We start from the raw sequence: 23,219 nt of genomic DNA on the forward strand, positions 1-23,219 counted from the left end.
ACACGATCAACGGCAACCAGCTTTTCAACAAGACCTTCGTTTTGTTCAACTTTAGCCATGATTAGAACTCCAAGCCGTTTTCACGAGCAGCATCAGCCAAGGCTTTGATACGACCATGATATTTAAAACCAGAACGGTCAAATGCAACTTTAGTAACACCAGCTGCTTTTGCACGCTCAGCGATTAAAGCACCAACTTTAGTCGCTGCTTCTACGTTTCCAGTAGTACCACTACGCAAAGATGCATCCAAAGTTGAAGCTTGCGCTAAAACTTTGCCACCATCTGCAGAAATAACTTGAGCATAGATGTGACGCGGAGTGCGGTTTACACACAAACGAGTCGCACCCAATGCACGAATGTGCAAGCGTGTGCTTTTCGCACGACGCAAACGGGATTGTTTCTTTTCGTTCATAAGAACCTCGCGCCTTATTTCTTCTTAGCTTCTTTACGAAGAACAACTTCATCCGAATAACGAACACCTTTACCTTTATATGGTTCAGGAGCACGGTAAGAACGGATATTTGCAGCCACTTGACCCAACAACTGTTTATTAGCAGATTTCAATACGATCTCTGTTGCAGTTGGAGTTTCAGCAGTTACACCTTCAGGCAATGCGTAGTCGATTGGATGCGAGAAACCGAGGTTTAAATTAACCACATTTCCTTTAACCGCAGCTTTATAACCAACACCGATAAGTTGTAACTTACGTTCAAAGCCTTCGTTAACACCTTTTACAAGGTTATTTAATACAGCGCGAGCAGTACCAGCTTGCATCCAAGCGTCTTTAGACTCTTGAACTGGAGCTAGATGAAGTTTACCTTCTTCCTGTTTTAGCTCGACCAGCGCATGCAGGTTGAAAGACAAAGTACCTTTATTGCCTTTCACTTCGACCTGCCGGCCGTTCTGAGTAACTGTAACACCAGCGGGTACAGTTACTGGGGCTTTAGCCACACGAGACATGAGGAATCACCTATTAAGAAACAAAAGCAATAACTTCACCACCAACGCCTGCAGCACGTGCAGCGCGATCAGTCATGATGCCTTTGCTTGTAGAAACAATTGCAATACCTAAACCTTGCTTAACGCTAGGTAGTTTATCTTTACCGCGATATTGGCGAAGGCCTGGACGGCTTACGCGTTTCACAGTTTCAATAACTGGTTTGCCTTCAAAATATTTTAAAGTTAAAGTCAAAGTCGCTTTAGCTTCTTCTTGAGAAACCTCAACGCCAGAGATATAACCTTCTTGCTCTAATACGTTTGCAATCGCAACCTTTAATTTAGAGCTTGGCATAGCTACAGTAGCTTTTTTAGCCATTTGTGCGTTACGAACACGTGTTAGCATGTCGGCAACGGTATCTTGCATACTCATTTAGTCGCTCCTTACCAGCTTGCCTTAACAACGCCTGGTACATCACCTTGCATCACAGTATCACGTAATTTGTTACGGCTTAGACCGAACTTACGGAAGAAACCATGAGGACGACCAGTCAAACCACAACGGTTACGAAGACGTACAGGAGATGCATTACGTGGCAATGCTTGTAACTTCATCATCGCATCAAAACGCTCTTCATCGCTTGCATTTACATTTGCAATAATTGCTTTTAATTCAGCACGTTTTGCAGCAAATTTAGCAACGGTTTTTTCGCGTTTAGCTTCGCGATTAATCATACTTTTCTTAGCCATATCGACCTCTTATTTGAACGGGAAGCCGAATGCACGCATAAGCGCACGGCCTTCGTCATCGGTACGAGCAGTAGTAGTAACAGTAATGTCCATACCACGAATACGATCAATCTTGTCAAAATCGATTTCAGGGAACATGATTTGTTCCTTCAAACCCATCGAGTAGTTACCACGACCATCGAATGATTTCGCTGAGAAACCACGGAAGTCACGGATACGAGGGATCGCGATTGAAATCAAACGGTCCAAGAATTCGTACATGCGTTCGCCACGTAAAGTCACTTTGCAACCAATTGGCCAACCATCACGGATTTTAAAACCAGCGATAGACTTACGTGCAAGAGTAAGCACTGGTTTTTGACCAGCGATTGCTTGCATGTCTGAAAGTGCGCCATCTAACAACTTTTTGTCAGCTGATGCAGCGCCCACACCCATATTCAGAGTGATTTTTGTAATGCGAGGAATTTCCATCACATTCCCAAGACCAAGTTCTTCTTTCAACTTAGCCTTGATTTCGTCGTTGTAACGTGTTTTAAGTCTGGCCATTGCCTTTTTCAACCTATTACTTCGCTACCGCCACTGCTTCACCATTTGACTTATAAACACGAGTTTTCGCGCCATTTTCGTCAAGTTGGTAACCAATACGGTCAGCCTTTTGGGTTGTAGCATTTAAAATTGCCACGTTTGAGATATGAAGCGAAGCTTCTTGAGTAACAATACCGCCTTCAGCGCCAGTTACACGATTCGGCTTTTGATGCTTCTTCACTAAGTTAAGGCCTTCAACCTTAACACGGTCTTCAGAAACAGACAAAACAGTACCCTGTTTGCCTTTTTCTTTACCTGCGATCACAATTACTTGATCGCCCTTTTTAATCTTAGCCATGATTGCCTCTTATAGAACTTCAGGAGCCAATGAAATGATTTTCATGAACTGTTCAGTACGAAGTTCACGAGTCACTGGTCCGAAAATACGAGTGGCAATCGGAGCTTTATTGTTGTTTAACAATACAGCAGCATTATCATCAAAACGGATCACAGAACCGTCTGGACGACGAATACCAAACTTAGTACGCACCACAACTGCATTCATCACGTCACCTTTTTTAACACGGCCACGTGGAATTGCTTCTTTTACAGTAACTTTAATAATGTCGCCAACAGAAGCATAACGACGATGTGAACCACCTAGTACTTTAATACATTGTACGCGGCGTGCACCACTGTTGTCTGCTACGTCGAGCATCGTTTCGGTTTGAATCATTGCCCTACTCCAAAACCGAGCATCACCGGTCACAATTTCAAAGGCACAAAGAATACCCGAAATAGTCCGATGATGCAACAAGAACGTCTATTTACTCAGCAGCTGCTTCAACTACTTCAACCAAAGTCCAAGCTTTAGTTTTAGAAATTGGGCGGCTTTCTTTGATGGTTACGATATCGCCAGTTTTAGCAACATTGTTCTCATCATGAGCGTGTAGTTTAGTTGAACGGCGGATTGATTTGCCGTACAACGGGTGTTGAACGCGGCGTTCGATAAGAACAACAATAGACTTGTCCATTTTGTCGCTTACGACTTTGCCGGTTAACGTGCGGACTGTTTTTTCACTCATTGTCCGTTCCCCTGTTTTTCGGTAAGGAGTGTCTTGATACGAGCAATTGCCTTGCGAGCAATTTGCACTTCGTGCGATTTACCCAACTGACCAGTTGCTTTTGCCATACGAAGACGGAATTGGTTAAGCTGTTGCTCATCAAGCAAAGCTTTCAACTCTTCTACCGACTTTTCACGTAGATCTTTAGTTTTCATTACATTACCGTCCGAGTCACGATAGTGGTTTTAAACGGAAGTTTAGCAGCAGCTAAAGCAAATGCTTCACGCGCTAATTCTTCGTTCACACCTTCAATTTCGTACAGGATCTTACCTGGCTTGATCTCGCAAACCCAGTATTCCACATTACCTTTACCGTTACCCATACGTACTTCTAATGGTTTTTCGGTAATTGGTTTGTCAGGGAACACGCGAATGAAGATTTTACCACCACGTTTGATACGACGGCTAATGGTACGACGCGCAGCTTCGATCTGACGTGCAGTCATACGACCACGTTCAGTCGCTTTAATTGCGATCGAACCAAATGATACTGTACTACCACGGTGCGCTAGACCAGTATTACGGCCTTTTTGCACCTTACGGAATTTGGTACGTTTAGGTTGCAACATGGATTATTCTCCCTTGTCAGCAGCACGGTCTGAACGACGACCACGACGCTCTTGACCTTCACCACGACCACGACCGCGTTTAGCTGGACGCTCTTCAGCAGGAGCTGGGTTCATGACTTGTTTCATGCCGCCCAAGATCTCACCACGGAAAATCCAAACTTTAACACCAATCGTACCGTAAGTTGTTTCTGCGCGCATTGTAGCGTAGTCGATGTCAGCACGAAGTGTATGCAAAGGTACACGACCTTCACGATACCACTCTGTACGAGCGATCTCTGCACCGCCTAAACGACCAGAAACTTCAACTTTGATACCTTTAGCACCAGCACGCATTGTGTTTTGTACCGCACGTTTCATAGCACGACGGAACATTACACGTTTTTCTAATTGAGAAGCGATTGCTTCTGCAACTAAACGCGCATCCAAGTCAGGACGATCAATTTCATTGATGCTTACTTGCGCTGGAACACCCATGATGTTGGTAAGTTCGCGCTGTAATTTTTCAATATCTTCGCCTTTTTTACCGATCACGATACCAGGACGAGCAGTGCTAATAGTTACTTTAGCAGCACCTGTTGGACGTTCGATAAGAATATTACTTACCATCGCGTTCTTAAGTTTTTTAGTTAAAAACTCACGAACTTGAAGATCTTTAAGTAAGTATTCAGCGTATTGTTTCGGATTCGCATACCAGTTAGCGTTATGACGTTTCACAACACCTAGGCGGATACCGATTGGATGAACCTTCTGACCCATATCAAACCCCTACCTTAACGGTGATGTGACAAGTACGCTTAGTAATACGATCTGCACGGCCTTTAGCACGTGGCATGATACGTTTAAGGCTGATGCCTTCATCAACGTAAATCGTAGATACTTTAAGATCGTCAACATCTAAACTGTTGTTATGTTCAGCGTTTGCAATCGCAGATTCCAATGCTTTTTTCACTAGAACAGCAGCTTTTTTATTGCTGAAGTTCAAAATGTTAAGCGCGTGAGCAACAGATTTGCCACGAATTAGATCCGCAACCAAACGTGCTTTTTGTGCCGAGATAGCGGCACCGCGTAATTTAGCAGTTACTTCCATCAGGACACCTATTAACGTTTAGATTTCTTGTCAACACCGTGACCACGATAGGTACGAGTTGGCGCGAATTCACCGAGTTTATGACCAACCATATGCTCAGAAATAATTACTGGAACATGGTTACGACCATTGTGAACAGAAATTGTTAAACCAACAAAATCTGGAAGGATCATCGAACGACGAGACCATGTTTTGATCGGCTTACGGTTGTTAGCAGCAATAGCAGCTTCAACTTTAGCGAACAAATGCGCGTCGACGAATGGACCTTTTTTTAATGAACGAGGCATTAGTCAGATTCCTTTACTTGACGCGACGGTCGCGAATAATCATCTTAGTCGTACGCTTGTTGGTACGTGTCTTGTACCCTTTAGCTTTTTGACCCCATGGGCTCACAGGTTGAATACCCTTGTTACGCCCTTCACCACCACCATGTGGGTGATCAATCGGGTTCATTGCCATACCACGTACGGTAGGACGAACACCACGCCAGCGTGCTGCACCAGCTTTACCTAATGAGCGAAGGTTGTTTTCTTGGTTAGAAACTTCACCAATTACGGCACGGCATTCAACATGAACTTTACGCATTTCGCCTGAACGAAGACGGATAATTGCGTAAGAACCATCACGACCTAGCAACTGAACTGAAGTACCAGCAGAACGCGCTAATTGCGCACCTTTACCGATTTTAAGTTCAACGTTATGAAGTGTAGAACCGATTGGCATGTTGCGAAGTGGCAAGCAGTTACCTGGACGAATTGGAGCATCGTTACCAGATTGTACTTTATCACCAGCACGCAAACCTTTAGGCGCAATGATATAACGACGTTCACCGTCAGCATACTTCAACAATGCGATGTGTGCAGTACGGTTTGGATCGTATTCGATACGTTCAACAACAGCAGGGATGCCATCTTTGTTACGTTTAAAGTCAACGATACGATAGTGTTGCTTATGACCACCACCAACGTGACGAGTCGTAATGTGACCATTGTTATTACGGCCACCAGTACGTTTTTTAGCTTCTACCAACGCTGCAAAAGGCTTACCTTTGTGAAGGTGGTCATGAACCACTTTTTCAACAAAGCGACGTCCAGGAGACGTTGGCTTACATTTTTGAATCGGCATAAATTTCGTCCTTATTCCGCTGCGCTTTCAGCGGTATCGCCCAAGTCAGCCATCTCAACATCTTGGCCAGCTTTCAGGGTGACGTATGCTTTTTTAACATCAGAACGACGTCCTAATGTACGACCAAAGCGCTTAGTCTTACCTTTAGTGATTGTTGTGTTTACTTTCACAACTTCAACACCGAAGAGTTGTTCAACTGCTTTTTTAACTTCAAGTTTAGTTGCATTGATGTCAACTTTAAAAACTTGAACGTTTGCAGTTTCACCTAAAACTTGTGCTTTTTCTGAGAATACTGGTCCACGTAGGACTTGATAGATACGTTCGTTGTTCATCCGAGTTCTACCTCAATTTTCTTAGCAGCAGCTACAGACATTACAACTTTATCGAACGCGATCAAGCTTACTGGATCGATTGCAGTTGCATCAACCACATCAACGTGCGGAAGGTTACGTGCTGCAAGATATAAGTTCTCATCAACTGCATCAGTTACGATCAATGCACGAGCAGCATTCAAACCGTTAAGTGTAGCAAGCAATTCTTTAGTTTTTGGAGCAGAAACTTGAATTTCTTCAACCAATACTAAACGTTCTTGGCGAACAAGTTCAGCTAAGATACATTGCATTGCACCACGGTACATTTTACGGTTAACTTTTTGAGACCAGTCTTGTGGACGAGCTGCAAAAGTTTTACCACCGCCAACCCAAATTGGGCTACGAATAGAACCAGCACGAGCACGGCCAGTACCTTTTTGACGGAATGGTTTTTTACCACCACCAGATACATCAGCACGTGATTTTTGCGCACGAGAACCTTGACGACCACCTGCTAAATAAGCAGTTACTACTTGGTGTACAAGTGCTTCGTTGAATTCACGTCCGAAAGCAACTTCAGACAATTCAATAGCAGAGCCGGAAACAGTTTTTAAATTCACGTTATTTCCCCTCAAGCCTTGATTGTAGGACGAACGATTACGTCGCCACCAGTTGCACCAGGAATCGCACCTTTAACAACAAGAACTGAACGTTCTGCGTCGATAGATACAACTTCAAGACCTTGTACTGTTACGCGTTCATCACCTAAGTGACCAGCCATTTTTTTGCCTTTGAACACGCGACCAGGAGTCTGGTTTTGACCTGTAGAACCTAATACACGGTGAGATACAGAGTTACCATGAGTTGCGTCTTGCGTACGGAAGTTCCAACGCTTAACACCACCTTGGAAACCTTTACCTTTTGACTGACCAGTTACGTCAACAACTTGACCAACTGTAAACAAGTCAACACCGATAGTTCCACCGACTTCACGACCTTCAAGCTCAGCTTCTGCAACGCGGAATTCTTGAACTAAACGACCAGCAGCAACACCCGCTTTCGCGAAGTGACCTTTTTGAGCGTTAGTTACGCGAGATTCGCGACGTTCACCAGTAGTGATTTGAATCGCTTGATAACCATCAGTTTCAAGCGTTTTGATTTGAGTGATACGGTTTGGATCAACCTCAATCACTGTAACAGGCACAGAAACACCAGCATCTGTAAAGATACGTGTCATACCGCACTTGCGACCGACTAAACCAATAGCCATGTGCATAAACCTCTAAAAAAGCGGCCTAATTAACTTGAGAGTGTTAATTAACCGAAAGCCTTAACCCAATGCGATCTGAACATCAACACCAGCTGCAAGATCTAATTTCATCAATGCATCAACAGTTTTATCTGTAGGTTGAACGATATCGATCAAACGTTTGTAAGTACGAATCTCGTATTGGTCACGAGCGTCTTTATTTACGTGTGGTGATGTTAAAACGTTAAAACGTTCGATGCGAGTTGGCATCGGGATTGGACCGCATACTTGTGCGCCAGTACGTTTTGCTGTTTCTACGATTTCTTGAGCTGATTGATCAATTAAACGATGATCAAAAGACTTCAAACGGATACGAATTCTCTGGTTAGACATACCAGTTAACTCCAAGCCAAATATATAAAGAATCACCCATGACGCATCTCACCTATTTAATAGCAAGTGTCAAGGGCAGTGAAAATCACCAAGGTCGTGATCGATGCCACGACTGTAACGATTAATTACTCAATTTTTCAGAGTAACTTCTCTCTTATTGAGAGGTCGCTCATTATAAACATTGTTTAATGATTATGCAAATATCTTTTCTCTTTTTGTCATTATTTCATCAATTTTTATTGATCCTCTTTCTTAATTGTTTATTTAACCTCAGAAATTAGTTTATCAATATATCACTCTGCCATAGATCGGCTATTTTACTTTCAGCAAGTGACTCAAACTCTTAAGACATACTCTATCGCACGGTTCAAAATATCATTGCCCTGTAAAAATTTTTGTAATACCGACTGTTTTAAGTGATCAATACGATGGATTTTTTCGCCATCAAATAAAGCCAATTCTTCATCATTATCTAGAAACAATTGTAAAACTTCAGGCGTTATTTCTGGATGAAACTGAAATCCCAGCACATTATTTCCAATTTGATAAATTTGGTTACGGCAGACTTTATTTTCGGCAAGATGAATAGCACCTTTGGGAATATCAAATGATTCGCGGTGCCACTGCAATACATCAAATTGTTCGGGAAGTTCAAAACAACTTGAAGGTACATTATTGATACGATAGACCGTTGTCCACCCAAGTTCTTCCTGATGATTACAACTCACTGCCGCACCCAATGCATTAGCAATCAATTGTCCACCCAAACATAATCCAATGACTGGTTTTCCTGTTGCCAAATAACGACGTAACCAACGCTTTTCTATTTTTAACCACGGATAATTGGCTTCATCATTAACACTCATGGTTCCACCCATGATGATGAGCAAATCGACATCTTCCACTTGGGGTAATGCTTCTATTTCCAAGGCTGTTTCGGAAGGTAACGCAAAAAATTCTGTAGCGGTGATTTTTGCGTGATGTTGCTTTAAAAATTCATAGCAGCTACCAAAACCCTCTCCTGCGATATGCTGAAAATAATGAACATTTAAATGGGGCTTCATATATTGTTATCCTATTCTCGCCAGCATGTGTGTTTTATATTTAGCAAGAATGAAGCCAACTTTTTATAAAATAACATGTCTTTGACATTTTTCTATAATCCGCTACTTTCTACAGTAGATTGCCTATTTTTAATTCATTTCTGTCCCATCTGAGTGCTTTTATATGAAAAAATCCCTTCAAACTGAACGTATTCATGCACCAAGATTAGCCCCTCAATATATTTCAACGATCCAGCCTCCTCTTTATCGGGCATCCACAATCTTTTTTCAGAACACTCAGCAAATTTTTGATCGAAAGTGGAGCGACCCTTATGACTATAGTTATGGCACGCACGGGACACCGACCACCTATACATTAGCAGACAACATTGCCCAAATTGAACATGGTCAATTTTGCTTATTAGCGCCTAGTGGCTTATCTGCAATTCAGTTGGTCAATGCCGCCTTCTTAGAAACTGGAGACGAGGTTTGGATTCCTGACAACATTTATGGCCCTAATCTTGAATATCTAAACCATTTACAACAAGCCTTTAATATTAAAGTGAGTATCTACAACCCTTTAGAAGTTGATAGTTTTCAGCCCTCACCTCGAACCAAACTGTTATGGATGGAAGCGGCAGGTTCTGTCACTTTAGAATTTCCAAATTTGATTGGATTGCTCCAAAAGGCCAGACAACATCAGGTTTTAACTGTACTGGATAATACATGGGGCGCAGGACTTGCTTTTAATCCTTTCGATTTTTCAGAACAACATTTAGCCGTTGATATTAGCGTACATGCCTTAACCAAATACCCAAGTGGCGGTGGCGATATTTTGATGGGTAGCGTGGTCACCAAAGATCATAACTTACATCTAAAATTACTCAAAATGCATGCATTACAAGGGCTTTCTATTTCTGGGGATGATGCTGCACAGATCATTCGCAGCTTACCTCATATGCAACTTCGATATGAGCAGCAATCCAAATCCGCAATTCAAATCATGCAATGGTTGAAACAACAGCCTCAGTTTGCACAGGTTTTACATCCAGCCGATGAAATGTCACCAGGACATCAATATTGGCAAGAAATTTGTACTTCTCGACAAAGCTCAGGATTGGTCAGCGTTGTTTTTAACAAAAAGTATAATTTTCAGGCAATTTGCCGCTTTTGTGATCAGCTTCGCTTGTTTAAACTAGGATTTAGTTGGGGTGGCCCAATCAGTCTTGCCATGCTTTATGATCTAAAACGTATGCGCAGTTTGGAAACACCACACCTTGCTGAAGGCTATGTTGTTCGTTTCTGTATTGGACTCGAAACAGCAGATGACTTAATTCAGGATATTCATAATGCGTTAAAACAACTCGAATAAAGACAAGGATAGAAAATGGGAACACCAATTATTGTGGCTAAAAATAGTCAGGATATACAAAAAGAAATCGTTCTACATTCTGAGTTTGTCAATCGACATGGTTTGATTGCAGGCGCAACAGGAACAGGTAAAACGGTTACACTCAAAGTGTTGGCTGAGCATTTTTCAAAAATTGGAGTTCCTGTCTTTTTAGCCGATGCAAAAGGCGATGTTTCAAGCATTGCCAAAGCAGGTGGGACATCTGAAAAATTTGCAGCACGACTAAAAATGCTCGGTCTAGATTCAATTGATTTCCAAGCTTTTCCTGTCATTTTCTGGGATGTTTTTGGTGAACAAGGCCACCCTATCCGATCCACCATTTCAGAAATTGGGCCTTTATTATTGGCGCAAATGCTCAATTTAAACGACACACAAGAAGGTGTGCTTTCAGCCGTGTTCCGAATTGCGGATGATCAAGGACTGTTGCTGATAGACTTTAAAGATTTAAAAGCCATGCTGACGTATGTCAGTGAAAATACCAGTCAGTTTAAAGCCGAATATGGCAACCTTTCACCTGCAAGTTTAGGGGCTATTCAACGGAATTTACTCGCTTTAGCGGATCAGGGCGGTGATTTATTTTTCGGTGAACCCAGTTTAAATATTCTGGACTTCATTCAAACCAACAGCGAAGGACAAGGCTACATCAACCTGCTTGCTGCTGATAAATTAATGAACACACCGAAACTATATGCAACATTTTTACTTTGGATGCTCTCTGAGCTATTTGAACAACTTCCCGAAGTCGGCGATTTAGACAAACCTAAACTCGTCTTTTTCTTTGATGAGGCACATCTGTTATTTGACAATGCCAGCGATGCCTTACAAGAAAAAATCCAACAGGTAGTTCGTCTGATCCGTTCCAAAGGCGTCGGGATTTATTTTATTACCCAAAGTCCACTGGATATTCCAGAAAAAGTTTTAGGACAACTTGGGAATCGGGTACAACATGCTTTACGTGCATTTACCCCTAAAGACCAGAAAGCAGTCAAAGTTGCAGCAGATACTTTCCGAGCCAATCCTGACTTTAATGTGAGTGAAGTCATTACGCAACTTGCCGTTGGTGAAGCATTAATTAGCTTTTTAGATCCACAAGGCACACCTCAAATTGTAGAACGTGGCTGGATTATGCCGCCTGCATCATCCTTCACCCCAATCACAACAGAAGAACGCCACATCCTCATCCAACATAGCATTATTGCTGGTATTTATGAAAAAGTACTTGATCGGGATAGTGCATATGAAATGCTACAACGCAAAGTCGCCGAGAATGTCCAACAGCAACAAGCTCAAGTAGAGGCAGCACAACAAGCCAAAGAGCAGGAACGCTTGGCAAAGGAACAGCAAAAAGCAGCAGAAAAAGCCCAACGAGATAAAGAAAAACTCACACAGGATATTTTAGGAACTTTTGCAAAAAGTGCAGCCCGAACATTGGGTGGCCCAACAGGTCAAAAATTAATTCGAGGATTGCTCGGTTCTTTTTTTGGTAATCGTTAGAACTTTCCACAGACTCAAACCATATCCTTCATCTCGAAGGATTCGACTCGCATATTGATGGTTCAATATGGATTTAAACAACCTAATGCACAAATAAGTTGTGATCGTAGATGGGTAAATAGGACTTAAATACTGTGCCTTATCCACTAAAATAAAGCAACAAAGGAGAAATGTCTTGGCATATTAATCCATAATAGTGAATGTCATTTTTAAAAAAGACGAAACTAAATGATGTTCGCCAAAGTGACAGCGCATCATTTAGTTTCGTCTTTTATGCTATTTCGCGCTAATATAAAAACATCTTCATCTACATGCTTTCATATGCAATTAAATAAGTTCACCGATTATGGACTCAGAATTTTAATGACGGTTGCTCATGATCGGGAAATGCCCTATACCATTGCTGAATTGGCCAAACAATTACACGTGTCCGAAAATCATTTGGTTAAGATCGTGCATTTTATGGCAAAGCAGAATTGGCTCATTACCACTCGTGGTAAAGGAGGCGGCATTCGCTTTAATCCTCAAGTCATGCAGGCACATCTAGGCGATGTAGTCCGTATTCTTCAAGGTGAAGTTGATATTGTCGAGTGCCATAACCCACCCTGCGTGCTTCGTGTCCAATGCGGTTTAAAAGGTATTTTAAATCAGGCTGTGAATACCTTTTATTTACAGTTGAATCAGTACAAAATTGCAGATGTACTCCAGCTGAATCCACAGACTTCCCCAAATAAAAATGCCATTCCACTTTTAAACCTTTCAAGCTAAATTCGCACCATTTGGTTTGTTGCTTTATACTATGAATGAAATTTAAAGTTAGTGTGAATTCTATCCTATGCATCGCTATGCAAAATCAAAAGACACCAAAGCCAAATTAGCCCCAAAAACCAAGATCAGCTATGAAAAAAAGACTGATCCTGCTGTAACACAATATGCGGTACAGAGTCTAAACTGGCTACGTCAGGCTGAGTTTTTGATGAGTGCGCCAAAGCTTGCATTATGTGTAGAAGACACAGGTTATGAAATTGCATTTGCAGGGCGTTCAAACGCTGGAAAATCAAGTGCGATCAACGCTTTGACCAATCAGAAGCAACTGGCACGTGCCTCTAAAAAACCGGGCCGTACCCAAATGATTAACTTCTTTAGTTTGGGTAATCCTAATCAACGTCTGGTGGATTTACCGGGTTATGGCTATGCTGCCGTACCTGAAGAAATGAAACGTGTCTGGCAAAAAGAATTAGAAAACTATCTGATTCATCGTCAAAGCCTACAAGGTTTGGTTTTGCTGATGGATATTCGCCATCCCCTACAACATTTTGACTTAATGATGCTGGAATGGGCGCATTCACGTAAACTTTTCGTGCACATTTTGCTGACCAAAGCTGACAAACTGAATCGTGGCCCTGCCAATCAGGCTTTACTTGATGTGAAACAAGCATTGAAAAAAATGAAGTTACAATTTTCAATCCAACTGTTTTCTTCATTAAATAAACAAGGCTTAGAAGAACTTGCGTCTGTCATGGCAGGTCGTTTGCACTACATGCTCGATGATGCCAATCAGGTCATTAGCGCACATGATATTCCAGAAGCATCGGAAGCTGATGACGTTGAGACTGACGTAGATGCAGAATAAAAAGGTATAAAAAAAGGCATGTTCAACATGCCTTTTTCAATTTATTTTGCTGTGTTATTGAAATACAACTGTTTTATTTCCATGTACAATCACACGGTCTTCTAAATGCCATTTTACTGCTCGCGCTAAAACATTACGCTCGACATCTTCACCAAGTTCACGTAACTGTTCAACATTGTAGTCATGGCTCACACGCTCAACATCTTGTTCAATAATTGGCCCTTGGTCTAGTTCAGCAGTCACATAATGCGCTGTAGCACCAATCAATTTTACACCTTTTTCATATGCCTGTTTATAAGGGTTTGCACCGACAAAGGCTGGCAGGAATGAGTGATGAATATTAATAATTTTCATCGGCCATTTTTCAACAAATTCTTCACTTAAAATTTGCATATAACGCGCGAGAACTAGCAAATCATTGCCTTGCATGATTTCATCAATTTGTGCATAGGCTTCTGCTTTATTATCTTTCGTAACTTTCACTACCGTAAAAGGAATGCCAAAGTTTTCAACCGATTCACGCAAGTCTTCATGGTTAGACACAACATGGGTAATTTCACATGGCAATGAACCACGTGCATGACGCCATAAGAGTTCAAGCAAGGCGTGGTCAACTTTTGAAACAAGAATCCCTATCTTTTTAACATCACCCACAAATGCCAAACGCCATTCCATTTCATAGCGCTGCGCAACATTATGGTCAAAGGTTTGAATTAAGGTATCTTTGCGAGATTGCAAATGCTCAAGCTCAAATTCAACACGCATGAAATAGCGCCCGCCCTGAGCTTCCGTAGCATATTGATCAAGCGCAGTAATATTTGCACCTTGATGATACAGAAAACTTGATACGGCTTGCACAATACCTGGCTTGTCTTCACAAGTAATCAATAAACGTGCAGTATTGGCGGTAGTCATATTCATGTGGTTTTATATCACTCGTCATTTAAAAATTTGCGAAATATTCTACCGCCTTTTTATTTGAAGCACACTTATTTTCTCTCTTCAACCTCATCAGTTGTTGTCATCTGAAAATAATGTCGTGTGATGAATATTGGCTAACAATGTTTCATAGGCCGCCCGACTCTCTCCCATTAAATAAGGCCCTTCTAAAAAAATCAGCTGACGTAAGGCTTGTAAACGCCATTTTTCATCCAAATGATTTTGGTCATCCAAACGTCCAGACATAAATAAAAAGTTTGTCCAGTTGGTCAAGACAATCCAGATATTAATAATTAAGGCTTCAATTTCACTGGCATTGAGCTTCATTAAACCTGCATCGACAAAAGCCTGATAAATTTTTTGAACCTGTTGCATGACTTGTTGAGAAAAATCTGCATACAAAACTTTAAAGTCTTGATCATTTTCAACCAAATGAAAAATATCACGATGAATAAAACGATAACGCCAAAGCTGGCTACTCATCACATGAAAATAATGAATCTTGTCATTTGGATTAACCATCCGCCCTTCTGGCAAAGCCAACATATTTAGGGTTTCATGCTGATACTGCTCGGTAAGCGCCTTAATAATTTCTTGTTTATTGGAAAAATGATAATATAAATTCCCAGGACTCATATTTAATGTCGCAGCAATATGATTGGTGGTTACAGCTCTTTCACTTTTTTCATTAAATAAATGCAAACTGACATCCAAAATTCGCTGCTTCGTCTTTATCGCTTTCGCCTGTGACATCTGATTTTCCTCAAGCTTTTCAATCAGGATTAGAGCAAAAACTCTAAATAAATATTAAATCATTCATTTTTCAAGGTAAAGGTCTTTATCTCTATTTTAGCAATTATGCTGGATTGACCGCTAAAATGGCCTGAACACTGCAACAATATACGGTTAATTCACTACCAAAATTAGGGCTTGTTGACCTTGCTGTGCTTACCCAACTTTCGCTACATACTGATCCTTTATCTTCAAATCCTTATTTACACTGTCCAACTGCGGTGAAATATTATAAAATGAACAGACCTTCATCGGACGTTGAACTCATGTAACTGCATCATTTTCAATCTATATTTGATCGATTTTGGACGCGCCAAATGCCGTCATCAACACATAAGTAAACTTAGATAAAACGTTTTACCAAAGTGTTGTTCTGAAATGATCAAGGCATGAGCTATCACACGATTTGAAGTGACGTTTTATGTAAATTCGCTTGTCTTTTAATCGTATTTTTGGTATAAAACGCCCCTTGAATAAATTCAATCTGTTTGTATTATGACTGGCCACAGGTTTGCTGTTGGCTAAATCAATGGAGTTCCACCATGTCTAAGGTTTGCCAAGTTACCGGCAAGCGTCCAGTCGTTGGTAACAACGTCTCACACGCAAACAACAAAACTAAACGCCGGTTCGAGCCGAACCTGCATCATCACCGTTTTTGGTTAGAAAGCGAAAAGCGTTTTGTACGTCTTCGTTTAACCACTAAAGGTATGCGTATCATCGACAAATTGGGCATTGAAAAGGTTGTAGCTGATCTTCGTGCTCAAGGCCAAAAGATCTAAGGAGTCTTTGCAATGCGTGACAAAATTCGCCTAGTTTCTTCAGCTGGTACTGGTTATTTCTATACCACAACTAAGAACAAACGTACTATGCCGGAAAAAATGGAAATCAAAAAATTTGATCCAAAAATCCGTCAACACGTAATTTTCAAAGAAGCTAAAATCAAATAATTTTAGTTTCCAAAAAGCGACTCCATTCGGGGTCGTTTTTTTTGCCTTTTTTTTATACTTATTGTTAAGATCATCATTTACTACACTTAATTTTCCTGACACTGAACTTCTGCCTAATTAAGGAATGCCTACGTGCCACATAATGTTGACCTCATTGTTCTTTTAGCTGTTGGATTTGGGATAGCATTATTTTTTGGCTATATTGCTGCTCGCTTACGCCTCCCTCCTCTGGTTGGTTATTTAATTGCTGGCATTATCATTAGCCCCAATACACCTGGTATTGTTGCAGATATGCAACTGGCCAATCAACTTGCTGAACTTGGGGTGATGTTCCTGATGTTTGGCGTTGGGATGCACTTTTCCTTAAATGATTTATTACAAGTTCGACGGATTGCAGTACCCGGAGCAATTTTACAAATTGCAGCCGCAACTTTACTGGGGTTAAGTGTCGCGATATTTTGGGGATGGTCTTTTGGATCGGCACTGGTTTTTGGTCTAAGCCTATCCTGCGCAAGTACCGTTGTGCTATTAAAAGCCTTAGGTGACCGTGGGTTACTCGACTCGGTGAACGGTAAAATTGCTGTTGGTTGGCTTTTGGTTGAAGATCTGGTCATGGTTTTAGGCTTAGTCATCCTCCCAGCAACGGCTGTCTTGCTTGGTGGAAAAGTGCCAGAACATGGTCATGCAGCACCCGTTAATCTTTGGCTCACACTAGGACTCACTTTACTTAAAGTAGTCGGCTTCATTGCCTTTATGCTGATTATTGGAAAACGTCTGGTTCCTTTAATTATGCAGTTTGTTGCACGTTTAGGGTCACGAGAACTCTTTACACTTACGGTTGTCGCCTGTGCTGTTTCAATTGCTTATGGTTCGTATGCAATTTTTGGCGTTTCGATGGCACTCGGAGCCTTTTTTGCAGGCATGGTCGTCAAAGAGTCAGACTTTAGCCATCGGGCTGAAGAAGAAACTTTGCCTTTACGTGAAGTCTTTTCAATCTTATTTTTTGTTTCGGTTGGGATGCTCTTTGACCCGCGCATTTTGGTTGAGCAACCTTGGCATATTCTTGCAGTTGTTGCCATCATTATGCTTGGTAAAACACTGGCTGCAATGGCGCTGGTTTTGTTCTTCCGCTACCCAATCAATACAGCGCTGACGGTTGGTGCTAGTCTGGCACAAATTGGAGAATTTTCTTTCATTTTAGCCACACTTGGAATCTCTTTAGGACTCCTTACCACAGAGGCACAAAACCTCATTTTGGCGGGTGCCTTATTTTCAATTACCCTGAACTCTTTTGTATTTTCAGCGATTGAACCTGTCCAACGCTGGATTCGTGAACGCTCTCATTTAGCACGGTTACTTGAACGTAGCGGTGACCCTCTCGCTATGCTGCCTGATGAAGTCGATCAGGATTATTTACGTGATCAGGTCGTGATGGTGGGATATGGTGAAGTTGGCCGAAGAATTACCACTTCACTCATGACACAAAATATTAAAGTCGTGATTGCCGAAGAAAACCGTGAAATTGTAGAAAATTTACGTGAAAAAGGCATTGCAGCGGTCAGTGGTTTTGCAACAGAACCAAGTGTTCTGATTCAGGCACATATCATGCATGCACGGATGTTAATTTTATCGCCAATGGATATTTTAGACATTCATCGTATTGTCGACATCGCAACGCAGTTAAATCCGAAGGTGCAGGTTCTCGTTTGTGCCGAAAGTAAAGAAGAGGCGGAAGTGATTCGTGCAGAAAATATTGGTGAGGTCTTTTATGCCAAAGAAGAGATGGCTAAAAATATGAGCCAACATATTTTAAATCAAATCGAATTGGCACATCAGCCTTCACATTAACAAAAAAAACGTACATTACTGTACGTTTCCTAAATTAGCTAAAGTATTGAGGTTGCTCATCAACGACTTCGGCATGCCATTCATGTGCTTGTTTTTCTAACAAACCAAGCAGTGCAGCCTGAACCATTTGTTGGGCAACCAATGCTGTATTTTCACCAAGCAATGTACGAACTTCTTCATTAAACTGAATGGTGACCAAAGGTGCTTTTGTAGAAGCCGCATTTCGTAGAGCCAAGTCCCCATTTTCAAGTTGCACCAGTTCAAGGGTTGCCTCTTGGCTTCCGAATAACTCTTTTAACTGCTGTATAGACATAAGACCTCCACAGATGACAAGCACAAAATGCTTATATTTAGATTATCTTATATCGGTATTTCAATGCAAAATTTCAAGCAATGTTTTGTATCTGGTCTTAAAACTCTACCATTTCATTACGAAAGCCATCAATCAACTGGCTCAATTCACGATGCCATTCTCTCAAAATTTTAACATCGGGCAACCATGACTGAGGCCCTTGTGTCACTTTAATAATCAGGTTTGAAGAGGTTTCCTGCTCTGGTGTCGAGGCTGCTGGTTCAGGTGCATATTGACACATACGATAGGCATGTTTGAGTTCAGCAATAAAACCATCTTTTGCCAGTTGTTGCATGACCACCACTTCAGGTGAAACTTGCCCTTTATTCGCCATATGTTCTTCAATGGATTTAAAGGTAGGTTGAAAGTCAGTCAGGCGGTAGTAACGAACCAATTCTTGTAAAAATGCCAATATCGCACCATGCAAATGAAAGACTGCTGCCTCACGATATGCTTGCGCTTGTTGAACATGTTCGATTTGTTCTGCTTGCAGGCATGCCAAACGTGCAAAATACAATTTTTGGTTTGTACGATCAGCATGATAACGCGCAACACGAGACATATCTTTTCCCTAATATTCAGTTTTCCACTACGTTAAGATTAAACTTTATTGGATATTCTGCACAACAATATTTCGTCATAATCCATTTCAATTTAATCTATTTTGCATTTTGCCATTATTTTATGGTCTGTGAATGAGACAAATATTACCAATCTCTCAAATCCAATATTCAAGCACACGATTTTTCTTTCTTTTAATAGCGCTCTTCCATCTTATAAAATCATCAAACCATGTAAGTAATAAGTATCTCTCAAATAAATCCATCACATAAAAAAAGGGAGAAAATACTCCCAATCTTATGAATATACTGCTTATTCTGCTGCTTTCACGCGGATTCCTATACCTTTGACTTTCAATGTATTTAAGCCTTTAATTGCCTTAATTGCTTCGCGTGGATTAGTCATTTCAACAAAACCAAAACCTTTTGATTTACCAGTGTCCTGATCCATCACAACCACACAAGATTCAACTGCACCGTATGGTTTAAACAGTTCTGTAAGTTCAGCTTCATTGATTGAACGCTCGAGATTGCGAACTAAAATTTTCATGTATAACCCTTTATATAAATATAGTGAATTGGATGATGATATTGCATCATCGAATACTTAATCAAAATCTAAACCAAATGTAATGCGGACAGGTGCTTTTTTCTGGGCAAAGCCTGTCTGTGATGTCATCGGCACACGTTTGTGCATTTCAACATCGACCAAAGGTGCAGGTAAATTATTGAAGAAATAACTGCTAATTTTACGCCCTAGCTCATCGGTTTGGTCATATGCCCAACTATTTAAGTCCTGCTTGGTTAAAATTAATTCGTTTTTTGCCCGTGTTAATGCCACATAAAGCACTCGTCGTTCTTCTTCTACGGCATCAAAGTCGCCTTGTGCCCGTGCGTGTGGGTACTGGTTTACGGTAAGGTGCGGGACATAACAGACCTGTTGTTCTGTTCCTTTTGCAGAATGAACGGTAATCAGCGTAACCACATCCTGATCTTTGGCTCGTTCAACTTCTGAAATTGAAATTGGTTCAAGAACATATTCTTCGAGAAATTCGCCCAAGCCACCATGCTTTTGTGCCAGTTGTTTCACCAAATCAAAATCTTTCACGCGACGCGTCCAATCTTGATTTTGATAATTTTGCGCCAATTGTTCAGTTAAAGCATCTATCGCCAAGCCAATACAGGCTTGCACTTCATGTTGTAACACCGAAAGTTGTTTTAAAATGAGAATGGCTTTGGAAGAAACTTTGCCATGTCTTTCTAGGCGCTCGCAACGTGCATCTAAATTTTCCAAACCTGTGAGTTCTGCGGTTAAACGACTTGCACCGACATCACCAACCCCATTCCACAAGGTTAAAAACCGCATCCATGCAAGATCATCTTGAGGGTTAGATGAAATCCGTAATAGGCTGAGTAAGTCTTTGACATGGGCAGACTCAAGCAACTTCGTGCCACCAATAAACCGATATGGAATGGTACTTTTAATAAAAGCACTTTCTAGATGCCGTGCAGCATAAGAAGAACGCACCAAAACCATGTGTGCGTTCCATGCAACATCCTGCTGATGACGTTGTTGTAAATCTTGTGCAATCCAGTTGGCTTCTTCAAACTCGTTCGGGAAAATACGCAGTTTAGGTTTTAGTCCCATTCCCCGATATGCGATTAGTTGCTTATCATAGTCAATGGGGCTGCTGCGTAATAACCAGTTCGATAAATCCAGAATTTCCTGCGTAGAGCGATAGTTTTCTTGTAACGTCAAAACTTGGGCATCGGGCACTCGGCTTTTAAAGTGATGGATATTTTCAAAATCTGCCCCGCGAAAACCATAAATCGACTGGGCATCATCCCCCACACAAAACAACGAAACTCGCCCAAGCAAAGGTTCAAGTAACGACCATTGTAAAGGATTGGTGTCCTGCATTTCATCCACTAACATTACCGAACATAGACGACTGACCCAATCGACCAGCTCAGGTGACTGCTGTAAATGTCCAGCAACAGTTGCCAGAATATCGTCATAGTCGAGATAATTTCGCTCCCGCTTTCGCTGTTCATACTGACGCATAATCTCTGCAATTTCAGCTTTATATTGCAAAGCTTCAGGCAAAAGCTGAATCAGGGCATCTGAAAGTTTGGCTTGTGTATTTCGAGCAAATGAATATAGATCGCACAGTTGCGCTGCTTTGGGCAAAATACTGTCACGGCCTTTTCCCCGAAGTAGTCGAAATATCATCAACTGATCATCTCGATCAATAATACTAAATTGTGTTAGTCCAAATGCCTGAGGATTTCGACGTAGCAAATACATACAAAAAGTATGAAAGGTCGATGCACGCAAACCGTGTGCTGTTGCCCCTAAATATTGCTCCACACGGGTCACAATTTCACTGGCAGCCCGACGTGTAAAGGTTAAAATCTGAATCTGATTGGCCGCAATACCTTGATCAATAAGATACGCTGCCCGTGCCACAATGGTTTTGGTCTTGCCACACCCTGCCCCAGCCAAAACCAGACAGTTTTGTGCTGTGGTTGTTGCTGCCTGCTTCTGCTGAGGATTTAATTCAGAAATTAGGGTATCAAGACTCATGCCAATATCATTGTGTCATCAAAGATTGCTAGTTTAACAAACTCATCTCAGCATTGCTGAACACTTCGTTATACATCTGTCGAACTTGGTGGAATCTTGTTAATTGCGGCTGCCAAGCTTAAATAGTTAATGCCCTGAAATAACAAATCGATTGCCAAGAACATACCTAATACCCAAAAAGGCGCATCTGGTGTGGTTAAAATCATGATCCCGACCAATAGGGTTAAAAAACCTGACAATAATGTCCAGCCCCAACCCTGAAACGCACGTAATAACACTGCATTTAAAATGCGGATGCCACCAGCAATAATCAGAAATATCGCCAATAAACTGGTTAAAACAATCGCCGTTGTCACTGGGGTATGAAAAGCATAATACCCCGCGATAAAATAAAATAATGCAAACAACACCCACAGCCAGCGCACAGAACCCTCGAAAAATTTAAAGGCTGCAAACAGATGCAAAAGCCCGCCAAGCATCATGAGTGAACCAAAGATTATTACAACGGATAAGGTTGCAAAGGGCAAAGACGCAAATAGACCGAAAGCAAACAGGATCAGTAAAATGCCAAAAAGCACATACCATTTACGTTGATGATGGAGTTGATGTCGGACTAAATCATTGCCTACTGTAATCATTTTTTATCTCTTATTATCGAATATCTGTTATCAGTATGCGCTTTTACCCTACTTACAATGTATAAAAATTGCTGAAAGTTATCCACTTTAGACAGTCCAATTGTGGATAACTTTCAAGTTACCCACACTATTTTAACCATCCGATTTCAATCGCAGTCGGTTCATTGACCACCACTTGGGTCAAAGAATCTGCCATTTTGCTTTTCTGTTCAGACAATGCGATATGCCCCGCCATAATTTCTGCCCGATGCTGTGGAAACCGTGGTTGTTGCTGCGGGTCTGCATAACCAATTGGGTAAATTGGCTGGCTGGTCGTCAAATCATATTTATCTGTTGCACCAAATGTATGTAATAGCTCATGCGTCAAAACAATATTGTTTTGTTGTGCCTGTTTGGATGATGCAAAAAGATTGACTGAACCAATACGTCCTTTTTCCAACGCTGTTGAATGAACTAAAGTATTGATATATTGAGGATCATAATAATTTAAATATAAAGTTGCTGTTGCCACTTGATCATTGGATTGATGCTGTCGCCATGCGTAAAAACGGAATTTCAAGCTCCATAACATAGTCTGCAAAAGGCTAGCATGTTCAGGAACAATAGGCGGTAAAACCTGTAATTGTCGCCCCAGATTTAAATAAAAATAAGTCGGCTGATGTCGATACTTTTGTGCTTCCTGCTGCAAAAACTGCTGTACCTCGGCAAAGTCTGAGGCCTTCAGTTGCTGAATATATTGTGCCGTTTCCTGACGTCTGTCAGCATTAATCGGATGTAAAAGCACAAAAATAGGCTGGTTCCAGTTCTGATTTTGATCTCGCCACGCATTGATTGCGACAATCAGTAAAATAATCAGAAGACAGAGAATTCGGATGTTTTTCCAGAAATTTTTATTTTGGTTCATTCT

General features: G+C 41.3%; 33 protein-coding genes and 1 pseudogene. 7 read left to right on the forward strand and 27 right to left on the reverse strand.

Annotated elements, in window-relative coordinates; genetic code table 11:
* Positions 1-61 precede the first annotated feature (61 nt).
* From rplR to ABDV70_RS07800, 19 genes and pseudogenes are all read right to left on the reverse strand, one after another.
* Positions 62-412, reverse strand: a complete 351-nt coding sequence (gene rplR, locus ABDV70_RS07710) for a 50S ribosomal protein L18 (protein WP_312586705.1) — start codon at positions 410-412, stop codon at positions 62-64.
* Positions 413-426: 14 nt separating this feature from the next.
* The gene (gene rplF, locus ABDV70_RS07715) at positions 427-960 is read right to left on the reverse strand and encodes a 50S ribosomal protein L6 (protein WP_343596780.1); all 534 of its coding nucleotides are present in this window, start codon (positions 958-960) and stop codon (positions 427-429) included.
* A gap of 13 nt (positions 961-973) precedes the next feature.
* On the reverse strand, positions 974-1,369 hold the full coding sequence (gene rpsH, locus ABDV70_RS07720) for a 30S ribosomal protein S8 (RefSeq protein ID WP_343596781.1): 396 nt from the start codon (positions 1,367-1,369) through the stop codon (positions 974-976).
* Between the two features lie 11 nt (positions 1,370-1,380).
* On the reverse strand, positions 1,381-1,686 hold the full coding sequence (rpsN, locus tag ABDV70_RS07725; protein WP_343596782.1) for a 30S ribosomal protein S14: 306 nt from the start codon (positions 1,684-1,686) through the stop codon (positions 1,381-1,383).
* A 9-nt stretch (positions 1,687-1,695) separates the two neighbouring features.
* Positions 1,696-2,232 carry a 50S ribosomal protein L5 gene (gene rplE / locus ABDV70_RS07730; RefSeq protein ID WP_343596783.1) on the reverse strand — a complete coding sequence of 179 codons (537 nt, stop codon included), beginning with the start codon at positions 2,230-2,232 and terminating at the stop codon, positions 1,696-1,698.
* Positions 2,233-2,248: 16 nt separating this feature from the next.
* On the reverse strand, positions 2,249-2,569 hold the full coding sequence (gene rplX / locus ABDV70_RS07735; protein WP_343596784.1) for a 50S ribosomal protein L24: 321 nt from the start codon (positions 2,567-2,569) through the stop codon (positions 2,249-2,251).
* A 9-nt stretch (positions 2,570-2,578) separates the two neighbouring features.
* Positions 2,579-2,947, reverse strand: coding sequence for a 50S ribosomal protein L14 (gene rplN, locus ABDV70_RS07740; protein ID WP_343596786.1), 369 nt, complete (start codon positions 2,945-2,947; stop codon positions 2,579-2,581).
* Between the two features lie 91 nt (positions 2,948-3,038).
* A complete protein-coding gene (gene rpsQ / locus ABDV70_RS07745) occupies positions 3,039-3,296 on the reverse strand; it encodes a 30S ribosomal protein S17 (RefSeq protein ID WP_343596787.1) in 258 nt (85 codons plus the stop codon).
* Positions 3,293-3,490 carry a 50S ribosomal protein L29 gene (gene rpmC, locus ABDV70_RS07750; protein ID WP_262549065.1) on the reverse strand — a complete coding sequence of 66 codons (198 nt, stop codon included), beginning with the start codon at positions 3,488-3,490 and terminating at the stop codon, positions 3,293-3,295. The genes rpsQ and rpmC overlap by 4 nt, the downstream gene beginning before the upstream one ends.
* A complete protein-coding gene (gene rplP / locus ABDV70_RS07755; protein WP_004754244.1) occupies positions 3,490-3,903 on the reverse strand; it encodes a 50S ribosomal protein L16 in 414 nt (137 codons plus the stop codon). Before rplP ends, rpmC begins: the two co-directional genes overlap by 1 nt.
* A pseudogene (gene rpsC / locus ABDV70_RS07760) lies at positions 3,843-4,659 on the reverse strand (30S ribosomal protein S3). The gene rplP and the pseudogene rpsC overlap by 61 nt, the downstream one beginning before the upstream one ends.
* A 1-nt stretch (position 4,660) precedes the next feature.
* A complete protein-coding gene (gene rplV / locus ABDV70_RS07765; RefSeq protein WP_004754247.1) occupies positions 4,661-4,990 on the reverse strand; it encodes a 50S ribosomal protein L22 in 330 nt (109 codons plus the stop codon).
* An 11-nt stretch (positions 4,991-5,001) separates the two neighbouring features.
* Positions 5,002-5,277 carry a 30S ribosomal protein S19 gene (gene rpsS / locus ABDV70_RS07770; RefSeq protein WP_004673001.1) on the reverse strand — a complete coding sequence of 92 codons (276 nt, stop codon included), beginning with the start codon at positions 5,275-5,277 and terminating at the stop codon, positions 5,002-5,004.
* Positions 5,278-5,290: 13 nt separating this feature from the next.
* Positions 5,291-6,115, reverse strand: a complete 825-nt coding sequence (gene rplB / locus ABDV70_RS07775) for a 50S ribosomal protein L2 (protein ID WP_343596797.1) — start codon at positions 6,113-6,115, stop codon at positions 5,291-5,293.
* Between the two features lie 11 nt (positions 6,116-6,126).
* Positions 6,127-6,447 (reverse strand): 50S ribosomal protein L23, encoded by a 321-nt coding sequence (gene rplW, locus ABDV70_RS07780; RefSeq protein WP_343596799.1) that lies wholly within the window; start codon positions 6,445-6,447, stop codon positions 6,127-6,129.
* A complete protein-coding gene (gene rplD, locus ABDV70_RS07785; protein WP_343596801.1) occupies positions 6,444-7,046 on the reverse strand; it encodes a 50S ribosomal protein L4 in 603 nt (200 codons plus the stop codon). Before rplD ends, rplW begins: the two co-directional genes overlap by 4 nt.
* A gap of 11 nt (positions 7,047-7,057) precedes the next feature.
* Positions 7,058-7,696, reverse strand: coding sequence for a 50S ribosomal protein L3 (gene rplC / locus ABDV70_RS07790; RefSeq protein ID WP_343596803.1), 639 nt, complete (start codon positions 7,694-7,696; stop codon positions 7,058-7,060).
* Positions 7,697-7,756: 60 nt separating this feature from the next.
* Positions 7,757-8,068: a 30S ribosomal protein S10 gene (gene rpsJ, locus ABDV70_RS07795; protein ID WP_000070912.1), complete on the reverse strand. Its 312-nt coding sequence runs from the start codon at positions 8,066-8,068 to the stop codon at positions 7,757-7,759.
* 335 nt (positions 8,069-8,403) lie between these two features.
* A complete protein-coding gene (locus tag ABDV70_RS07800) occupies positions 8,404-9,132 on the reverse strand; it encodes a type 1 glutamine amidotransferase (RefSeq protein WP_343596805.1) in 729 nt (242 codons plus the stop codon).
* A gap of 163 nt (positions 9,133-9,295) precedes the next feature.
* On the opposite strand from ABDV70_RS07800, the gene ABDV70_RS07805 reads away from it, so the two are divergent.
* From ABDV70_RS07805 to yihA, 4 genes are all read left to right on the forward strand, one after another.
* The gene (locus ABDV70_RS07805; protein ID WP_343596806.1) at positions 9,296-10,483 is read left to right on the forward strand and encodes a PLP-dependent transferase; all 1,188 of its coding nucleotides are present in this window, start codon (positions 9,296-9,298) and stop codon (positions 10,481-10,483) included.
* Between the two features lie 15 nt (positions 10,484-10,498).
* Positions 10,499-12,016, forward strand: a complete 1,518-nt coding sequence (locus ABDV70_RS07810) for a helicase HerA-like domain-containing protein (RefSeq protein ID WP_343596807.1) — start codon at positions 10,499-10,501, stop codon at positions 12,014-12,016.
* Between the two features lie 321 nt (positions 12,017-12,337).
* A complete protein-coding gene (locus tag ABDV70_RS07815; RefSeq protein ID WP_343596808.1) occupies positions 12,338-12,784 on the forward strand; it encodes an Rrf2 family transcriptional regulator in 447 nt (148 codons plus the stop codon).
* Between the two features lie 67 nt (positions 12,785-12,851).
* Positions 12,852-13,649, forward strand: coding sequence for a ribosome biogenesis GTP-binding protein YihA/YsxC (gene yihA / locus ABDV70_RS07820; RefSeq protein WP_343596809.1), 798 nt, complete (start codon positions 12,852-12,854; stop codon positions 13,647-13,649).
* A 54-nt stretch (positions 13,650-13,703) separates the two neighbouring features.
* Here yihA and purU read toward each other — a convergent pair whose 3' ends face one another.
* The gene (gene purU, locus ABDV70_RS07825; protein WP_343596810.1) at positions 13,704-14,570 is read right to left on the reverse strand and encodes a formyltetrahydrofolate deformylase; all 867 of its coding nucleotides are present in this window, start codon (positions 14,568-14,570) and stop codon (positions 13,704-13,706) included.
* A 90-nt stretch (positions 14,571-14,660) separates the two neighbouring features.
* Positions 14,661-15,341, reverse strand: coding sequence for a TetR/AcrR family transcriptional regulator (locus ABDV70_RS07830; RefSeq protein ID WP_343596812.1), 681 nt, complete (start codon positions 15,339-15,341; stop codon positions 14,661-14,663).
* 581 nt (positions 15,342-15,922) lie between these two features.
* Here ABDV70_RS07830 and rpmB point away from each other — a divergent pair.
* From rpmB to ABDV70_RS07845, 3 genes are all read left to right on the forward strand, one after another.
* The gene (gene rpmB, locus ABDV70_RS07835) at positions 15,923-16,159 is read left to right on the forward strand and encodes a 50S ribosomal protein L28 (protein WP_000048256.1); all 237 of its coding nucleotides are present in this window, start codon (positions 15,923-15,925) and stop codon (positions 16,157-16,159) included.
* Positions 16,160-16,171: 12 nt separating this feature from the next.
* Positions 16,172-16,327 (forward strand): 50S ribosomal protein L33, encoded by a 156-nt coding sequence (gene rpmG / locus ABDV70_RS07840; RefSeq protein ID WP_001205031.1) that lies wholly within the window; start codon positions 16,172-16,174, stop codon positions 16,325-16,327.
* Between the two features lie 132 nt (positions 16,328-16,459).
* Positions 16,460-18,175, forward strand: coding sequence for a cation:proton antiporter (locus tag ABDV70_RS07845; RefSeq protein WP_343596813.1), 1,716 nt, complete (start codon positions 16,460-16,462; stop codon positions 18,173-18,175).
* A 34-nt stretch (positions 18,176-18,209) separates the two neighbouring features.
* Here ABDV70_RS07845 and ABDV70_RS07850 read toward each other — a convergent pair whose 3' ends face one another.
* From ABDV70_RS07850 to ABDV70_RS07875, 6 genes are all read right to left on the reverse strand, one after another.
* Positions 18,210-18,488 (reverse strand): hypothetical protein, encoded by a 279-nt coding sequence (locus ABDV70_RS07850; RefSeq protein ID WP_343596815.1) that lies wholly within the window; start codon positions 18,486-18,488, stop codon positions 18,210-18,212.
* Positions 18,489-18,585: 97 nt separating this feature from the next.
* Positions 18,586-19,089 (reverse strand): DUF6586 family protein, encoded by a 504-nt coding sequence (locus tag ABDV70_RS07855; protein ID WP_343596817.1) that lies wholly within the window; start codon positions 19,087-19,089, stop codon positions 18,586-18,588.
* Positions 19,090-19,400: 311 nt separating this feature from the next.
* Positions 19,401-19,637: an RNA-binding protein gene (locus tag ABDV70_RS07860; protein WP_343596818.1), complete on the reverse strand. Its 237-nt coding sequence runs from the start codon at positions 19,635-19,637 to the stop codon at positions 19,401-19,403.
* Between the two features lie 57 nt (positions 19,638-19,694).
* Positions 19,695-21,674, reverse strand: a complete 1,980-nt coding sequence (locus tag ABDV70_RS07865) for an ATP-dependent helicase (protein ID WP_343596819.1) — start codon at positions 21,672-21,674, stop codon at positions 19,695-19,697.
* A gap of 68 nt (positions 21,675-21,742) precedes the next feature.
* The gene (locus tag ABDV70_RS07870; protein ID WP_343596820.1) at positions 21,743-22,312 is read right to left on the reverse strand and encodes an HdeD family acid-resistance protein; all 570 of its coding nucleotides are present in this window, start codon (positions 22,310-22,312) and stop codon (positions 21,743-21,745) included.
* A 127-nt stretch (positions 22,313-22,439) separates the two neighbouring features.
* Positions 22,440-23,216, reverse strand: coding sequence for a hypothetical protein (locus tag ABDV70_RS07875; protein ID WP_343596822.1), 777 nt, complete (start codon positions 23,214-23,216; stop codon positions 22,440-22,442).
* Positions 23,217-23,219: the final 3 nt, after the last annotated feature.

This window comes from Acinetobacter sp. (genome assembly GCF_039596015.1).
In the GTDB taxonomy this organism is placed as follows: Bacteria; Pseudomonadota; Gammaproteobacteria; order Pseudomonadales; family Moraxellaceae; genus Acinetobacter.

Bases quoted from the DNA above. Each gene is read 5' to 3' on its own strand.
- ABDV70_RS07800 (WP_343596805.1), bottom strand. From the start codon at position 9,132: ATGAAGCCCCATTTAAATGTTCATTATTTTCAGCATATCGCAGGAGAG.
- rplP (WP_004754244.1), bottom strand. From the start codon at position 3,903: ATGTTGCAACCTAAACGTACCAAATTCCGTAAGGTGCAAAAAGGCCGT.
- ABDV70_RS07810 (WP_343596807.1), top strand. From the start codon at position 10,499: ATGGGAACACCAATTATTGTGGCTAAAAATAGTCAGGATATACAAAAA.
- rpsQ (WP_343596787.1), bottom strand. From the start codon at position 3,296: ATGAGTGAAAAAACAGTCCGCACGTTAACCGGCAAAGTCGTAAGCGAC.
- rpsJ (WP_000070912.1), bottom strand. From the start codon at position 8,068: ATGTCTAACCAGAGAATTCGTATCCGTTTGAAGTCTTTTGATCATCGT.
- rplX (WP_343596784.1), bottom strand. From the start codon at position 2,569: ATGGCTAAGATTAAAAAGGGCGATCAAGTAATTGTGATCGCAGGTAAA.
- rpmC (WP_262549065.1), bottom strand. From the start codon at position 3,490: ATGAAAACTAAAGATCTACGTGAAAAGTCGGTAGAAGAGTTGAAAGCT.
- rplN (WP_343596786.1), bottom strand. From the start codon at position 2,947: ATGATTCAAACCGAAACGATGCTCGACGTAGCAGACAACAGTGGTGCA.
- ABDV70_RS07865 (WP_343596819.1), bottom strand. From the start codon at position 21,674: ATGAGTCTTGATACCCTAATTTCTGAATTAAATCCTCAGCAGAAGCAG.
- rplV (WP_004754247.1), bottom strand. From the start codon at position 4,990: ATGGAAGTAACTGCTAAATTACGCGGTGCCGCTATCTCGGCACAAAAA.
- rpsH (WP_343596781.1), bottom strand. From the start codon at position 1,369: ATGAGTATGCAAGATACCGTTGCCGACATGCTAACACGTGTTCGTAAC.
- rplC (WP_343596803.1), bottom strand. From the start codon at position 7,696: ATGGCTATTGGTTTAGTCGGTCGCAAGTGCGGTATGACACGTATCTTT.
- ABDV70_RS07850 (WP_343596815.1), bottom strand. From the start codon at position 18,488: ATGTCTATACAGCAGTTAAAAGAGTTATTCGGAAGCCAAGAGGCAACC.
- rpsS (WP_004673001.1), bottom strand. From the start codon at position 5,277: ATGCCTCGTTCATTAAAAAAAGGTCCATTCGTCGACGCGCATTTGTTC.
- ABDV70_RS07870 (WP_343596820.1), bottom strand. From the start codon at position 22,312: ATGATTACAGTAGGCAATGATTTAGTCCGACATCAACTCCATCATCAA.
- ABDV70_RS07830 (WP_343596812.1), bottom strand. From the start codon at position 15,341: ATGTCACAGGCGAAAGCGATAAAGACGAAGCAGCGAATTTTGGATGTC.
- rplE (WP_343596783.1), bottom strand. From the start codon at position 2,232: ATGGCCAGACTTAAAACACGTTACAACGACGAAATCAAGGCTAAGTTG.
- ABDV70_RS07855 (WP_343596817.1), bottom strand. From the start codon at position 19,089: ATGTCTCGTGTTGCGCGTTATCATGCTGATCGTACAAACCAAAAATTG.
- rpsN (WP_343596782.1), bottom strand. From the start codon at position 1,686: ATGGCTAAGAAAAGTATGATTAATCGCGAAGCTAAACGCGAAAAAACC.
- rpmB (WP_000048256.1), top strand. From the start codon at position 15,923: ATGTCTAAGGTTTGCCAAGTTACCGGCAAGCGTCCAGTCGTTGGTAAC.
- rplF (WP_343596780.1), bottom strand. From the start codon at position 960: ATGTCTCGTGTGGCTAAAGCCCCAGTAACTGTACCCGCTGGTGTTACA.
- rplW (WP_343596799.1), bottom strand. From the start codon at position 6,447: ATGAACAACGAACGTATCTATCAAGTCCTACGTGGACCAGTATTCTCA.
- ABDV70_RS07860 (WP_343596818.1), bottom strand. From the start codon at position 19,637: ATGAAAATTTTAGTTCGCAATCTCGAGCGTTCAATCAATGAAGCTGAA.
- rpmG (WP_001205031.1), top strand. From the start codon at position 16,172: ATGCGTGACAAAATTCGCCTAGTTTCTTCAGCTGGTACTGGTTATTTC.
- ABDV70_RS07805 (WP_343596806.1), top strand. From the start codon at position 9,296: ATGAAAAAATCCCTTCAAACTGAACGTATTCATGCACCAAGATTAGCC.
- rplR (WP_312586705.1), bottom strand. From the start codon at position 412: ATGAACGAAAAGAAACAATCCCGTTTGCGTCGTGCGAAAAGCACACGC.
- rplB (WP_343596797.1), bottom strand. From the start codon at position 6,115: ATGCCGATTCAAAAATGTAAGCCAACGTCTCCTGGACGTCGCTTTGTT.
- purU (WP_343596810.1), bottom strand. From the start codon at position 14,570: ATGAATATGACTACCGCCAATACTGCACGTTTATTGATTACTTGTGAA.
- ABDV70_RS07875 (WP_343596822.1), bottom strand. From the start codon at position 23,216: ATGAACCAAAATAAAAATTTCTGGAAAAACATCCGAATTCTCTGTCTT.
- ABDV70_RS07815 (WP_343596808.1), top strand. From the start codon at position 12,338: ATGCAATTAAATAAGTTCACCGATTATGGACTCAGAATTTTAATGACG.
- yihA (WP_343596809.1), top strand. From the start codon at position 12,852: ATGCATCGCTATGCAAAATCAAAAGACACCAAAGCCAAATTAGCCCCA.